The sequence below is a fragment of the Clostridium sp. genome, from assembly GCF_021372645.1.
Taxonomy (GTDB): domain Bacteria; phylum Bacillota; class Clostridia; order Clostridiales; family Clostridiaceae; genus Clostridium.
Window position 1 is genome coordinate 38,401 of sequence record NZ_JAJFUC010000045.1, and the last position, 15,118, is coordinate 53,518.

The 15,118-nt window shown below is 29.7% G+C and carries 14 protein-coding genes; all 14 read left to right on the forward strand.

Annotated features, from left to right (window positions below; genetic code table 11):
* The first annotated feature begins 128 nt into the window (after positions 1-128).
* The 14 genes from LLF98_RS07660 (at position 129) to ilvB (ending at position 15,113) form a co-directional block, all read left to right on the forward strand.
* Entirely contained in the window at positions 129-602 is a 474-nt protein-coding gene (locus LLF98_RS07660) for an HD domain-containing protein (RefSeq protein WP_291702453.1), read from the forward strand.
* A 15-nt stretch (positions 603-617) separates the two neighbouring features.
* On the forward strand, positions 618-1,427 hold the full coding sequence (gene folP / locus LLF98_RS07665; protein WP_291702454.1) for a dihydropteroate synthase: 810 nt from the start codon (positions 618-620) through the stop codon (positions 1,425-1,427).
* 12 nt (positions 1,428-1,439) lie between these two features.
* Complete coding sequence (folK, locus tag LLF98_RS07670; protein ID WP_291702456.1) at positions 1,440-2,261, forward strand: 2-amino-4-hydroxy-6-hydroxymethyldihydropteridine diphosphokinase; 822 nt, start codon at positions 1,440-1,442, stop codon at positions 2,259-2,261.
* A 269-nt stretch (positions 2,262-2,530) separates the two neighbouring features.
* Entirely contained in the window at positions 2,531-3,364 is an 834-nt protein-coding gene (locus LLF98_RS07675; protein WP_291702458.1) for an AIM24 family protein, read from the forward strand.
* 142 nt (positions 3,365-3,506) lie between these two features.
* Complete coding sequence (locus LLF98_RS07680) at positions 3,507-3,809, forward strand: YerC/YecD family TrpR-related protein (protein WP_291702460.1); 303 nt, start codon at positions 3,507-3,509, stop codon at positions 3,807-3,809.
* A gap of 221 nt (positions 3,810-4,030) precedes the next feature.
* A complete protein-coding gene (gene glmM, locus LLF98_RS07685; protein ID WP_291702462.1) occupies positions 4,031-5,377 on the forward strand; it encodes a phosphoglucosamine mutase in 1,347 nt (448 codons plus the stop codon).
* Positions 5,378-5,646: 269 nt separating this feature from the next.
* Complete coding sequence (locus LLF98_RS07690; protein ID WP_291702464.1) at positions 5,647-6,969, forward strand: hemolysin family protein; 1,323 nt, start codon at positions 5,647-5,649, stop codon at positions 6,967-6,969.
* Positions 6,970-7,128: 159 nt separating this feature from the next.
* Positions 7,129-7,545 carry a hypothetical protein gene (locus LLF98_RS07695; protein WP_291702466.1) on the forward strand — a complete coding sequence of 139 codons (417 nt, stop codon included), beginning with the start codon at positions 7,129-7,131 and terminating at the stop codon, positions 7,543-7,545.
* A gap of 554 nt (positions 7,546-8,099) precedes the next feature.
* Positions 8,100-8,609, forward strand: a complete 510-nt coding sequence (ilvN, locus tag LLF98_RS07700; protein ID WP_291702467.1) for an acetolactate synthase small subunit — start codon at positions 8,100-8,102, stop codon at positions 8,607-8,609.
* Between the two features lie 64 nt (positions 8,610-8,673).
* Entirely contained in the window at positions 8,674-10,269 is a 1,596-nt protein-coding gene (gene cimA, locus LLF98_RS07705) for a citramalate synthase (protein ID WP_291702469.1), read from the forward strand.
* Positions 10,270-10,282: 13 nt separating this feature from the next.
* Positions 10,283-11,542, forward strand: a complete 1,260-nt coding sequence (gene leuC, locus LLF98_RS07710) for a 3-isopropylmalate dehydratase large subunit (protein ID WP_291702471.1) — start codon at positions 10,283-10,285, stop codon at positions 11,540-11,542.
* 12 nt (positions 11,543-11,554) lie between these two features.
* Positions 11,555-12,043 carry a 3-isopropylmalate dehydratase small subunit gene (gene leuD, locus LLF98_RS07715; RefSeq protein WP_291702473.1) on the forward strand — a complete coding sequence of 163 codons (489 nt, stop codon included), beginning with the start codon at positions 11,555-11,557 and terminating at the stop codon, positions 12,041-12,043.
* A 156-nt stretch (positions 12,044-12,199) separates the two neighbouring features.
* On the forward strand, positions 12,200-13,282 hold the full coding sequence (gene leuB / locus LLF98_RS07720; protein ID WP_291702475.1) for a 3-isopropylmalate dehydrogenase: 1,083 nt from the start codon (positions 12,200-12,202) through the stop codon (positions 13,280-13,282).
* A 157-nt stretch (positions 13,283-13,439) separates the two neighbouring features.
* Positions 13,440-15,113 carry a biosynthetic-type acetolactate synthase large subunit gene (ilvB, locus tag LLF98_RS07725; RefSeq protein ID WP_291702477.1) on the forward strand — a complete coding sequence of 558 codons (1,674 nt, stop codon included), beginning with the start codon at positions 13,440-13,442 and terminating at the stop codon, positions 15,111-15,113.
* Positions 15,114-15,118 lie beyond the last annotated feature (5 nt).

Genomic DNA, 15,118 nt, shown 5'->3' on the forward strand with positions numbered 1-15,118 from the left:
AGGTATGAAAAAATGAATCTATTTATATCCTTAAACTATAAGCAAATGATATAATAATCGTATTAATATTTTATTAAAAGTATAGCTAGATGCAAGCTAGTAAATAGTAAAAGTAATTGGGGTAGATTATGGATAGATTTAATTGTATTTTGAATGATGAAAAATATATGTACTATTTGAAAAGGAATAAGAAATTTGAAAAGGGCAGGAAGTTTTGTAAACATAATTTAAAACACTTTTTAGATGTAGCAAGAATTGCTCAATCGATAAATTTAGAAGAAAAATTAAACTTTGAAAAAGAAATTATATATACCACTGCAATTTTACATGATATAGGTAAATCTTTTCAATATGAAAATGGAACACCGCATGAAATATCTTCCTTTGAGATTGCAAAAGATTTTTTAGTGGAGTACAAATTTAATACAGAAGAAATTGAACTTGTAAAACAAGGAATATTAGGACATAGAGATAAAAAAAGTGAAGGATTTTCATGGCTTATATATAGAGCAGATAAACTCTCAAGGCTATGCATTACTTGTAAGGCTAAAGATGAATGTAACTGGAGCGATGAAAAGAAAAACATAAAAATATACTATTAGGAGGCTTTATACATAATGAAAATAGGAAACAAAGAATTTAAAATCGGGGAAAGAACATATATCATGGGGATATTGAATTTTACACCAGATTCTTTTTCTGATGGAGGAGAATTTAATAATATAGATTTAGCTATAGAACATGTAAAAAAAATGATAGATGATGGAGCAGACATAATAGATGTAGGGGGAGAGTCTACTAGACCGGGCTATACATTGATAAATGATGAAGAAGAGATAAGTAGAGTTGTTCCTATAATAAAAGCTATAAAAGAAAATTTTGATATTTCTATATCTATAGATACATACAAAGCAAAGGTAGCTGAAAAAGCATTAGAAGCTGGAGCTAATCTTATTAATGACATATGGGGATTTAAAAAAGAAAAAGATATGGCGAAGGTTGCAGCAAAATATAATGTACCTTGTTGTTTAATGCATAATAGAGAGAATGAAGATTATAAAAATTTAATGGAAGATATATTAGATGATTTAAGGGAAAGTATAAGAATAGCTAAAGAAGCTGGAGTCAAGGATGAAAATATAATATTAGATCCTGGCATAGGCTTTGCTAAAACTTATGAACAAAATTTAGAAACTATGAATAATTTAGAAAGATTAAAAGAATTGGGATATCCAATACTATTAGGAACATCAAGAAAACGTATGATAGGACTTACTCTAGATTTGCCAGTAGGGGAAAGAGTAGAAGGAACTGTTGCTACAACTGTTGTTGGAATAATGAAAGATGCTTGTGATTTTGTGAGAGTTCATGATGTATTAGAAAATTCAAGAGCTGCAAAAATGACTGATGTAATTGTAAGAAGATAGGATGGATGAATTTTGGATAAAATGTATATAAGAGAGTTAGAGTTATTTGGGTTTCATGGAGTTTTTGAAGAAGAAAAAAGATTAGGCCAAAAATTTATATTATCTTTAGAACTAGATTTGGATTTAAAGTCAGCAGGGAAAACTGGAGATTTAGCAAAGTCAGTACATTATGGTGAGTTGTGTGAAAAAGTAGATAAAGAATTTGTAAGAGAAAGCTATGAACTTATAGAAACTGTAGCTTTAAATCTAGCAGATTTTATTCTTAATGAATATACAATAATAAATGGTGTTAAAGTATTCTTAAAAAAGCCTTGGGCACCAGTGAGAAAATCCTTAGATACTGTGGAAATAATGATTGAAAGAAAAAGACATAAAGCATATATAGGTCTAGGATCTAATATTGGAGATAAAGAGAGGTATTTAAAGGAAGCAATAAATAAAATATCAATAGAAAAGAATATTGATATGAGAAAACAATCCTCGTTTATTACAACAAAGCCATGGGGATATTTAGATCAAGGAGATTTCTTAAATGCAGTTATAGAAATAGAAACAACACTAGAACCTGAGGAACTTATGGATCTACTGCTTAAGGTTGAAGAAGAACTAGATAGGGAAAGAACAATAAAGTGGGGACCTAGAACTATTGATTTAGATATAATTATGTATGATGAATTAATTTCTTCTAATGAAAAAGTAATTCTTCCACATCCAAGAATGCATGAAAGAGAATTTGTATTAACATCATTAAATGAAATAGCACCATATCTTATGCATCCTGTGCTTTATAAGAGAGTATTTACTTTGTTAGAAGAACTCAACTCAAACAATTAAATTTAGAAAAATATGGTATAGTAATCTTTATAAATGATAATAATTATACCAACATGGAAGAAAAAGTTATGATTTTAAAGAACATAGTATAATTAAGTATAAAGTGAAGTTCAGATGGAGTTTAATCTTCATCTGAATTTCACTTGGACTTATAAATACAAGGATACAATACCCAGAGATCTAGGCCACTTAGCACTAGTCTAGAAATCGTGGTGCGTTAGTGGTAGTTAGCTATCGGATAGAATAATTTGTTATGTAGGAGTATTTTTATGAGAAGTTCACTAAAATTTACGAATAAATTGAATATGTTATCTGAAATGGAGTGTGAATCTAAGTTTCAAATATTAGAATATGAGAATTTAAATGGAGCAATTGATGTTGAAACGGCCTTGGGGCTTAATATAATTAGGCAAAGCGGAATAAAGCTAAAACAAATAAGAATAATATTGGAGGAGAGTTCAGTAAAGCTTGAATCAGGTTCTTTAAGCTATATGAAAGGTAATATAGAAATAAAGAATAAGTCAGGTGGATTATTAGGATTTGGGAAAAAGATCATATCAAGTAAGTTAATAGGAGAAACAGTATTTAAACCTACTTATAGTGGTACCGGAGAGATATTTTTAGAACCTTCCTTTGGACATTTTGCATTAATAGAATTAGAAGATGATGAAATAATAGTAAGTGAGAATATGTTTTATGCATGTGAAGATGGAATAGAAGTTAATGCAACAATGCAAAAGAATGTTTCAGCTGCATTCTTAGGAAATGAAGGTTTTTATCAAGCTAGAATTCAAGGAAGTGGAATAGTTGCACTTAAAGTTCCAGTTCCAGAAAGTGAAATATTTAAGTGCATATTAATTAACGATACGTTAAAGGTAGATGGTAACTTGGCAATTTTAAGAACAGGAAATATTGAATTTTCTGTAGAAAAATCATCTAAATCTATTGTGGGAACGGCACTTAGTGGAGAAGGAATGGTTAATGTATATAGAGGTACAGGTGAAGTTTGGCTAATACCAACAAAAAGTGTGTATAAAGAGTTGAAAATGAAAGGATTAAAAGATGTAGATAAATTACAGTCTGAAATAGATACAAATATATAGTGTTCTTAATTTGAAATAAGTATTATTTATTTAATTAACGTATAGGATGCAAATATATTTAACACTTTCATATATTAAAGTTGTAAAGTGAAATGTAGATGGTTATAATTAGATATAAATAATTATACAATGAGGTGATAAAGTGAGTTCTTTAGAGTCAAAAATTAAAAGTAAAGAATTAGATTTGTTTTTTAAAGCAATTTTAGAACTTAAAGATATAAATGAATGTTATAAATTTTTCGAAGATGTAGCAACTATAAATGAAGTTAAATCATTAGCTCAAAGATTACATGTAGCAAATCTACTTAAGCATAAAAAGACTTATTCAGAAATAACTGAAATAACAGGTGCTAGTACAGCAACTATCAGCAGAGTTAACAGATGTTTAAATTATGGAAGTGAGGGCTATAATTTAGTGTTAGAAAGATTAGAGGATGGAAAATAGATTAATATAAACACTGATTTTAAAATAATGAACTGAAGGATAATAATTTTAGACGTAGTAGTTTTTTAATAAAACAGGAGATTGTAAATAGTTATAAAAAATATTATACTATTTAAGATGAAATACATGTAAAAGCTACAAATAACATTGTCTTTTATAGGTGATTAAAAATATTATAGTAAGTGAGTACTATAATAGAATAAAAAAAGTGAGGTAAAATTATGAGTAGAATGTTTGGAACTGATGGAGTTAGAGGAGTTGCAAATACAGAATTAACAGCAAGGATGGCATATGATCTTGGAAGAGCAGGTGCATATGTATTAACAGAAGGAGCTCATAAGCCTAAGATATTAGTTGGAAAAGATACAAGAATATCAGGGGATATGTTGGAATCAGCATTAATATCAGGAATATTATCAGTTGGAGCTGAGGCAGTAGTGCTTGGCGTAGTACCAACACCAGCTGTTGCATATTTAATAAGAAAATATGGAGCTGATGCAGGTGTTATGATTTCTGCATCGCATAACCCAGTAGAATATAACGGTATTAAGTTCTTTAATGATAAAGGATACAAGCTTTCAGATGAATTAGAAGACGAGATTCAAAGTGTTATTGAAAATGATTTTGAAGGGGTACAAAATCCAATTGGTACAGACTTGGGAAGAGAAACAATTGAAGTATCCGCATTAACTGATTATATAGAATTTGCTCAAAATACAATACCTTATAGTTTAAAGGGATTAAAAGTAGCTTTAGATTGTGCAAATGGAGCTTCATATAAATCTTCAGTAAAGGCATTTAGAGAATTAGGTGCTGATGTATTTGTAATTAATGATAATCCAGATGGAACAAATATAAATGAAAGCTGTGGATCAACACATCCAGAAGAACTAATGGAATATGTAGTTAAAAAGGGGTGTGATTTAGGGTTTGCATTTGATGGAGATGCAGATAGATGTTTAGCCATTGATGAAAAAGGTAACTTAATAAATGGTGATTTTATATTAATGTTATGTGCAAGATATTTAAAAGAGCTAGGAAAGTTAAAAGATAATACTTTAGTTGTAACTGTGATGAGTAATCTTGGGTTAGATATTGCGTGTAAAAAAGAAGGAATAAATCTTGTTAAAACTAGTGTTGGAGATAGATATGTTTTAGAAGAAATGGTTAAAGATAAATATGTTTTAGGTGGAGAACAATCAGGTCATGTCATATTCTTAGATTATAACTCAACTGGAGACGGGTTAGTTACAGCACTTCAAATTTCAGGTATAGTTAAGAAGAAGGAAACACCTTTATCTGAATTATGTTCAATAATGAAAGACCTTCCACAAGTATTAGCTAATGCAACAATTCCAAATGACAAAAAAGATTTATATTTAACAGATGATGAAATACAAGGTGAAATAAAGAAAATAGAAGACGCCTTAAATGGGATTGGAAGAGTTCTTATCAGACCTTCTGGAACAGAACCATTAATTAGAGTTATGCTTGAAGGCGAAAATCAAGCAGAAATAAATAAAATGGCTCATGATCTAGCAAATTTAATTGAGAAAAAATATAACTAAGGATGTTAAAATTTTATATAAATTAGGCACATGGAAAATTAATGTAAAATATTTGCTATAGTGATATAAGGGAGGAATTCTATTATAAATAGGGTTCCTCTAAATTATAAGAAGCAATGTGATGTAGAGGTATAGCTTATAAGGAGTAACCAGTGAATGGAGTATTATTTAAAGTTACTTATACAAAGAATATAATTAAAGATATTAACATAAATACTTTATTTATGTTAATATATAAATAAAATATTTATGTTATGGAGGAGAAGAAAATGGAAGGTGAATCAGCCCAGACAACTAATACTATTATGCAAATTTTATTTTTAGTTATATTAACCTTAATTAATGCATTCTTTTCATCAGCAGAAATGTCAATTGTTTCAGTAAACAAAAATAAAATTAAAATGTTAGCAAATGAAGGTAATAAAAAAGCAAAAGTCCTTTGCAAATTGATTGAAGAACCAACAAAATTTCTATCAACAGTTCAAGTAGGTATGACACTCGCAGGATTTTTTGCAAGTGCATCAGCAGCTACAGGAATTTCAGAACAATTAGGAGTGTTTTTTATTAGTATAAATGTACCATATGGACAACAAGTTGCATTTATAGGAGTTACAATTTTATTATCATATTTTACATTAGTATTTGGAGAATTGGTTCCAAAGAGAATAGCCTTAAGAGAATCTGAAAAGATAGCTATGTTCTCTCTTAGACCAATAATATTTATTTCTAAAATTGCAGCTCCATTTATAAAAATATTATCACTATCAACGTCTTTACTAGTAAAACTTATTGGATTAGATAATAAAGAATTAGATGAAATAGTAACAAAAGAAGAACTTAAATCATTTATAGAGACAGGAGAAGAGCAGGGTGCTATAAATGAAAGTGAAAAAGAAATGATAGAGGGAATATTTGAATTTGATAATAAAAAAGTTGAAAAAGTTATGACACCTAGAACAGAAGTATATTGCATAAACATCAAAGAGCCATTAAACGCTTATTTAGATGAATTATTGGAAATGAGATATTCAAGAGTTCCAGTATATGAAGATAATATAGATAATGTAATAGGTATTCTATATATGAAGGATTTTATAATTGAAGCTAAGAATAAAGGCTTTGATAATGTGAATATTAAAGATATATTAAAGGAACCATACTTTGTGCATGAAGGAAAGAATGTGCAAGATTTATTTAAATTACTACAAATATCACAGCGTCATATAGCAGTTATAATTGATGAATATGGAGGGTTTTCTGGTATTATAACCATTGAAGATCTCATAGAAGAGATAATGGGAGAAATTAATGATGAAGATGATAGTAGTGAGGAACGAATTAAAAAAGTGAGAGAAAATACTTTTTTAGTAGATGGTTTAACTACGTTAGAAGAATTAAATGATGAATTAAATTTAGGTATTGAATTGGATGATATTGATACTATAAGTGGATTTCTTATTAATTTAATTGGGAATATTCCATCAGAAGAGAATGAGAATATAGTAGAATATAATGATATAACTTTTAAGGTAGATAAATTAGGAGAGAAGAGAATCGAAAAGATTCTCATAAAGATAAAAAATAGAGATTAAAATAATACAAAAAGATGGTATTTCACTTCATTTAAGTGCAATACCATCTTTTTATAAGTTTGTTGAATTTTAAAGTTAAATTTTGATGAATAATAAACGATTAATAAGGGGATAAATAGATTTGTAGAAAAATAGCATGTTTACAAGGGGGATAATTATATGAAGAAGGAAATTTATAATGATTATTTATTAATAATGCCAAGTGGTAACTGCAAGGGATTTAATGACTTAGAAGGAGTAAAAGCACATATAAATGTATATTATGAAAGAAAACTTGATGATACGCTTCATGAAGATGGATATAATGATGGTACAGATATAGGTGGAGATGAGCCTAGAATGAATGTATTCACACAATTGGGAGTTGAAGAAGGTAAGTGTGAAGTGTATAAAACAGAAGAATTTATTGAAAAGATTAAAGAAGAATTAGTTTTTAATGAAGAAAAAGAAGATATAATTTCAAAACTATCAGAAGCAAAAATAAATTTAAATATATATGAATATAGTTTAGATGAAATTTTGGCACATGTTGAAGAAATTAATGTTATGGAAAATTATGGAGAAGTTAGAGGCTAAATTTAAAATGTTAATCAATATAAAAAATGACAAAAATTCTTATATTGAAATTATCAATTAATATTATTTAAAATATTAATATAATTAATGAAATGATCAAAGCAATGATAAATTAATAAAAAAATATGCAAATAAATAATAAATGATTAATTTTATCATATTTTAAATAAGCAAAAAAACAATAATGTAAAATATATTTCTATAATGTTGACAATAGTAAAAACGGAGAGTAAAATCTACATTAACAGGAAAAAGGAAAATTTAATAGGTCCTTAAGTTATTAAATGCTAAGATGGAGAAAATTGTTTAGCAGACAAGTTGCAGAGAGTCGATGGTTGGTGAGAATCGATACTTTAGCTTTAGAATTATCACTCCTGAGCAGAATCCAGAAAGAGAAAGAAATTTCTTGAGTAAAAGATATCCGGTGTGCATCCGTTATATGCAAGGGTTTGTTAGAACCTAGTGATATTATATAAGGCGGAATATTATCCCACTTCTTATGATTCATATCATTAAGAGTGGATTTTTTTAACCATTTTTAAGGGGGAGAGGCAATGGAAAAACATGTATTATCAGCTTTAGTAAAGAATTCATCTGGTGTTTTAAGCAGAGTTAGTGGATTGTTTTCAAGAAGAGGATATAACATTGACAGTTTAACTGTTGGTAGAACAGAAGATCCTTCAATCTCAAGAATGACAATCACTCTTATGGGTGATGACAATGTATTAGAACAAGTGAAAAAGCAATTAAACAAATTAGAAGATGTTGTAAGAGTTATAGATTTTAAAGTTAATGAATCAGTTTATAGAGAGTTAGTATTGATTAAAGTAAAAGCAAATGCTGAAAATAGATCAGCTATAAATCAAACAGTAAAGATTTTTAGAAGTAAGATAATTGATTTATCCACTAATACTTTAACAATAGAATTAACAGGGGATGAAGATAAAATATCAGCATTAATAAAATTGATGGAAGAATATGGAGTAGAAGAATTAGTTAGAACTGGGGTTACAGCGCTTCAAAGAGGAGAAAAAACTATAAAGAATTCTGTTGAAAGTTATTAATTAAAGATAAATTTTGAAACAATGGCAATAAGGCAATGCAAAAGGTAAAGGGGGAGAATGATATATGACTCAGAATCAGGTAAAAATATTTGATTCTACTCTGAGAGATGGAGCTCAAGGTCAAGGGATTTCATTTTCATTAGAAGATAAGATTAAGATAGTAAAAGTTTTAGATGAGATGCAAATTGATTATATTGAAGCTGGCAACCCTGGATCAAATCCAAAAGACATGGAATTCTTCAAAAGACTTAAGGATATGCACCTTAAAAATTCTAAAGTAGTAGCATTTGGATCAACTAGAAAACCTAATATTAATGTAGAAGATGATAAGAATTTAAAAGATTTATTATCTTCAGGAGCAGACACAATTGTTATATTCGGGAAGTCATGGGATTTTCAAGTTACAGATATTATAAAAACATCATTAGATGAGAATATTGAAATGATAAAAGATACAATTAAATATTTGTGCAAGAAAGAAAAAGAAGTAATTTTTGATGCGGAACATTTTTATGATGGCTATAAGGCAAATAAAGATTATGCAATGGCAACTTTAAAAGCAGCAGAAGAAGCTGGAGCGCAAGTAGTAGTTTTATGTGATACCAATGGAGGTGCTTTACCTCAAGAAATATACGATATAATTAAAATTGTACAAGATCAAATATCAATAGAATTAGGTATTCATAGTCATGATGATATGGGAATGGCAGTTGCAAATTCAATTATGGCAGTAGAATCTGGAGCAAAACAAGTCCAAGGAACATTCATTGGCATAGGTGAAAGATGTGGTAATGCTAATTTAAGTGCAATAATACCAATATTGAAATTAAAACGTGGATATGAAATATTAGGCAACAATGAACTAGTTAATTTGACGAAATCAGCTAGATATATTGCAGAAATATGTAATATTACATTGACAGATCAAACCCCTTTTGTAGGAAGTTCATCCTTTGCACATAAGGGCGGTATGCACATCGATGCAGTAACTAAAGCACCAAAATCATATGAGCATATAGAACCAGAACTAGTTGGGAATAAGAGAAGATTTTTAGTGTCTGAGGTTAGTGGAAAAAGTACAATATTACAAGAAATAAAGAAAGTATTTCCTAATATATCTAAAGATGATAATTCAGTTCAAAAAATTACAGATAGATTAAAAGAATTAGAATATGAAGGCTATCAATTTGAAGGGGCAGAAGGAACAGTTGAATTAATTATAAGAAAAATTATTGGTAAATATAAACCCTTCTTTAAATTAAACCATTTTAAGATTATTGGAGAACAGCCTTATGGCTCTGAAAATTTCACTTCAACAGCAGTAATAAACATTACAGTGGATGGACAGAATGAAATGACAGCAGCAGAAGGAGAAGGTCCGGTAAATGCACTAGATAAGGCAATTAGAAAAGCACTTGAAGTATTTTATCCGGAAATCAAACAAGCACGACTTGTAGATTATAAGGTTAGAGTTTTAGATTCAGAAAGTGCAACAGAAGCAAAGGTAAGAGTTTTAATTGAATCAACAGATGGAATTGAAAACTGGAGTACTGTTGGGGTATCTCGAGACGTAATTCAAGCTAGTTGGATAGCTCTAGTAGATTCAATAGAATATAAATTAATTAAAGATATTGAAAGAAAAGTAAAAGCATATTTTTAAGGGGGATTAAAACATGGGAATGACAATGACACAAAAAATATTAGCAGCACACGCAGGATTAGAAACTGTTAAAGCTGGACAATTAATCGAAGCAAATCTTGACTTAGTTTTGGGAAATGATATTACAACTCCAGTAGCTGTAAATGAATTTAAGAAATTTGGAACAGATAAAGTATTTAGCAAAAGTCAAATTGCAATAGTTCCAGATCACTTTACTCCTAATAAGGATATAAAGGCAGCAGAACAAGTTAAATATATTAGAGAATTTGCTGAAAAAATGGAAATAGAAAATTTCTTTGAAGTTGGAGAAATGGGAATAGAACATTGCTTACTTCCTGAAAAAGGATTAGTTGTTGCTGGTGATGTTGTTATAGGGGCTGACTCACATACTTGTACATATGGAGCTCTTGGAGCTTTTTCAACAGGTATTGGATCAACTGACATGGCAGCTGGTATGGCTACAGGAAAATGTTGGTTTAAAGTACCATCAGCTTTAAAATTTGTTCTTAAGAACAAGCCTGCCAAATGGGTAAGTGGAAAAGATATAATACTACATATAATTGGAATGATTGGTGTTGATGGGGCATTATACAAATCAATGGAATTTGTAGGTGATGGATTAGATTACCTTTCAATTGATGATAGATTCACAATGGCAAATATGGCAATAGAAGCTGGTGGAAAAAATGGTATTTTCCCAGTTGATGATAAAACTGTTGAATATTTAAAAGATCACGCAACTAAAGAATGGACTGTTTATGAAGCAGATGACGATGCAGAATATGATGAAGTATTTGAAATTGACTTAAGTACATTAAGACCAACAATTTCATTTCCACATTTACCAGACAATACTAGAACAATTGATAATGTAGGAGATGTAGTACTTGATCAAGTAGTAATTGGATCATGTACAAATGGTAGAATTTCAGATTTAAGAATAGCTAGAGATATACTAAAAGGAAATAAAGTTAAAAAAGGTATTAGATGTATAGTTATTCCTGGAACTCAAAAGATCTACTTACAAGCTTTAGAAGAAGGAATAATAAAAGATTTAGTGGAAGCTGGAGCAGTATTCTCAACACCAACTTGTGGACCATGTTTAGGTGGACATATGGGAATATTAGCAAAAGGTGAAAGAGCATTATCAACAACAAACAGAAATTTTGTAGGAAGAATGGGACACGTTGAATCAGAAGTATATCTTGCAAGTCCAGCTGTTGCAGCAGCATCTGCATTAACTGGAAAAATAACTGACCCAGAATTAGTTTAGGAGGTATTAGTAATGAGTGTAAAAGGTAAGGTATTCAAATATGGAGATAATGTAGATACAGATGTAATAATCCCAGCAAGATATTTAAATACATCAGATGCTAAAGAACTTGCTGCACATTGTATGGAAGATATAGATGTAGATTTTGTAAAGAATGTAAAAGACGGAGATATAATTGTTGCAAATAAAAACTTTGGTTGTGGTTCTTCAAGAGAACATGCACCTTTAGCAATTAAGACAGCTGGAGTTAGTTGTGTTATAGCATCAACTTTTGCAAGAATATTCTACAGAAATTCAATTAATATTGGATTACCAATTTTAGAATGTGATGAAGCAGTAAAAAGTATTGATGCAGGAGATGAATTAGAAGTTGAATTTTCAACAGGCCTTATTAAGAATTTAACTAAGAACCAAGAGTATCAAGGAGAAGCATTCCCAGAGTTTATGCAAGAAATCATAGATAATGATGGATTAATTGGATATATAGGGAATAAAAAGTAAGAAAATAATTAATAAATGAATTATATTAGATTTTTTCTTGATATAATTAATCAAGAAAGAGATACTAATAAGTAAAGACAATTTATTTAAGTAAGTTTTACTTTTAGATAAATACGCAATAAGAGTTAGGAAAATATAAAGAGGGGGATTTTTATAATGAAATATAATATAGCTGTAATACCAGGAGACGGAATAGGACCAGAAGTTGTAGAAGAAACTATAAAGGTCTTAAAAGTTATTGGGGATAAGTTTGGACATAGATTTGAATATGAGTATGTATTAGCAGGCGGATGTGCTATAGATAAGGAAGGAACACCACTTCCAGAGGCAACTTTAGAAGCATGTAAGAAAAGTGATGCAGTTCTACTTGGAGCTGTTGGTGGTCCTAAATGGGATGATCCTACTGCAAAAATAAGACCAGAACAAGCATTATTAGGATTAAGAGGTGCATTAAATCTTTATTGTAATTTAAGACCAGCAGTTTTATATGCTCCATTAAAAAATGAATCACCACTTAAAGATAGTATTGTTAAAGATGGAATAGATATTTGCATAGTAAGAGAATTAACTGGTGGTATTTATTTTGGTGAAAGAGGAACGGAAGTTATTGATGGCGTAAAGAGTGCTTATGACACTGAAAGATATGATGTGAATGAAATAACTAGAATTGTTAAAATCGGATTTGAAACAGCAATGAAGAGAAGTAAGAAGCTTACAAGTGTTGATAAAGCTAATATATTAGAAAGCTCAAGACTTTGGAGAAGCATAGTTGATGAAATGGCTAAGGATTATCCAGAAGTTGAAGTAAATCATTTATATGTTGATAACACTGCAATGCAATTAGTTAAAGATCCAAATCAATTTGATGTAATTGTAACTTCAAATATATTTGGTGATATCTTATCAGATGAAGCTAGTATGGTTACAGGTTCAATTGGAATGTTACCTTCAGCATCACTTGGAGATGGAAAACTTGGAATGTATGAACCAATCCATGGAAGTGCTCCTGATATAGCAGGACAAGGAATTGCTAATCCTCTAGCAACTATTCTTTCAGCTGCAATGATGTTAAGATATAGTTTCTCATTAGAAGAAGAAGCTAAATCAATTGAAACTGCAGTGCTTGCAGTTCTTGAAGATGGATATAGAACTGGTGATATAATGACAGAAGGTAAGAAAAAAGTTGGAACAGTTGAAATGGGAAATTTAGTTCGTGAAAAATTGCAATCAGCAAAATAATAATATCAATGCACAATGCACAATGCACAATGAAGGAACAAATCACTTGTATGATTTGAAAAAATATATTTTAAAAATTTCAAAGAAATTTCATTTTTCATTGTGAACTATGCATTGTGAATTGAAAAATCATTCTATAAGCAAAGGAGTGAGTAAAATGTTATTAACGGGAGCTGAAATCTTAATAAAGTCGTTACTTGATGAAGGAGTAGAGACTATATTTGGATATCCAGGTGGAGCCGTATTAAATATATATGATGAATTATATAAATATAAGGATAAAATTCACCATGTTTTAACTTGTCATGAACAAGGTGCATCTCATGCAGCTGATGGATATGCAAGAGCAACTGGTAAAGTTGGAGTTTGTCTTGCAACTTCAGGACCAGGAGCTACTAATCTAGTAACAGGTATTGCTACTGCATACATGGATTCAATTCCTATGGTAGCTATCACAGGAAACGTAGCTAAACCATTGCTTGGAAAAGATAGTTTTCAAGAGGTTGACATAACTGGAATTACAATGCCTATAACAAAGCATAATTATATTGTAAGAGATGTTAATGATCTTCAAAATATAATTAGAGATGCCTTTTATATAGCTAAAGAAGGTAGACCAGGTCCAGTATTAATAGATATTCCTAAAGATATTACAGCAGATAAAACTAAGTATAAAAAATTAATTCCTAAAGAAGTAGTTAGGAAGTCAGAATATATTACAGATAACGCATTACAGGAAGCAATAGAGTTAATAAATCAAAGTAAAAAACCATTTATATTTGCAGGTGGTGGTGTAGGCATATCTGAAGCAACATCAGAATTAATAAGTTTTGCAGAAAAGATAAATGCACCTGTATCAACATCACTTATGTGTATGGCAGAATTTCCAAATGACCATGAATTATATACTGGTATGATAGGAATGCATGGAACAAAAGCATCAAATATTGCTGCAACTAAATGTGATTTATTAATAACACTTGGAGCTAGATTTAGTGATAGGGTTATAAGTAATCAAAATCATATTAAGAATGCAAAGATATTGCAAATAGATGTTGATCCAGCAGAAATAAATAAAAATATAAAAGTTGATACTTGCATTGTAGGAGATTTAAAGGTAGCATTAGATAAATTAATACCATTAATTGAAGAAAAGAAAAATGAAGAATGGCTTGATACTATAAACAAATTAAAAGAAGATAAAAAGATATCTTCAAATTGTGAGACAACTCCAGAATTATTCTTTGATAAACTAAATAAATTAAATGATGGAAGTTTTATAATATCAACTGAAGTTGGGCAACATCAAATGTGGGCAGCTCAATATTTTAAATTTAAAGATGAAAGAACATTTATAACTTCAGGTGGCCTTGGAACAATGGGATATGGACTTGGTGCTGCAATTGGAGCTCAAATTGGTATGCCAGGTAAAAGAGTGTTTAACATTGCTGGAGATGGTAGCTTTGGAATGAATTGCAATGAATTAGTTACTGCAGTTAAAAATAGGCTTCCATTAATACAAGTAGTTATGAATAATAACTGTTTAGGAATGGTTAGACAATGGCAAAGTTTATTTTATGAAGAAAGATACTCTGAAACAACATTAGATAGACCAACAGATTATGTTAAACTTGCTGAAGCTTTTGGAGCTAAAGCATTTAGAATAACTAAAGTAGATGAAATAGATGAAGTTTTAAGAAAAGCTCTGGATTCAGAAGGTCCAGTTCTTATAGATTATTTAGTAAATAGTGATAAAAAAGTTTTTCCTATGGTTGCACCTGGTGCACCAATTAATCAAATAATAAGTGAAGAAGATATCAATAATAATTAGGAGGT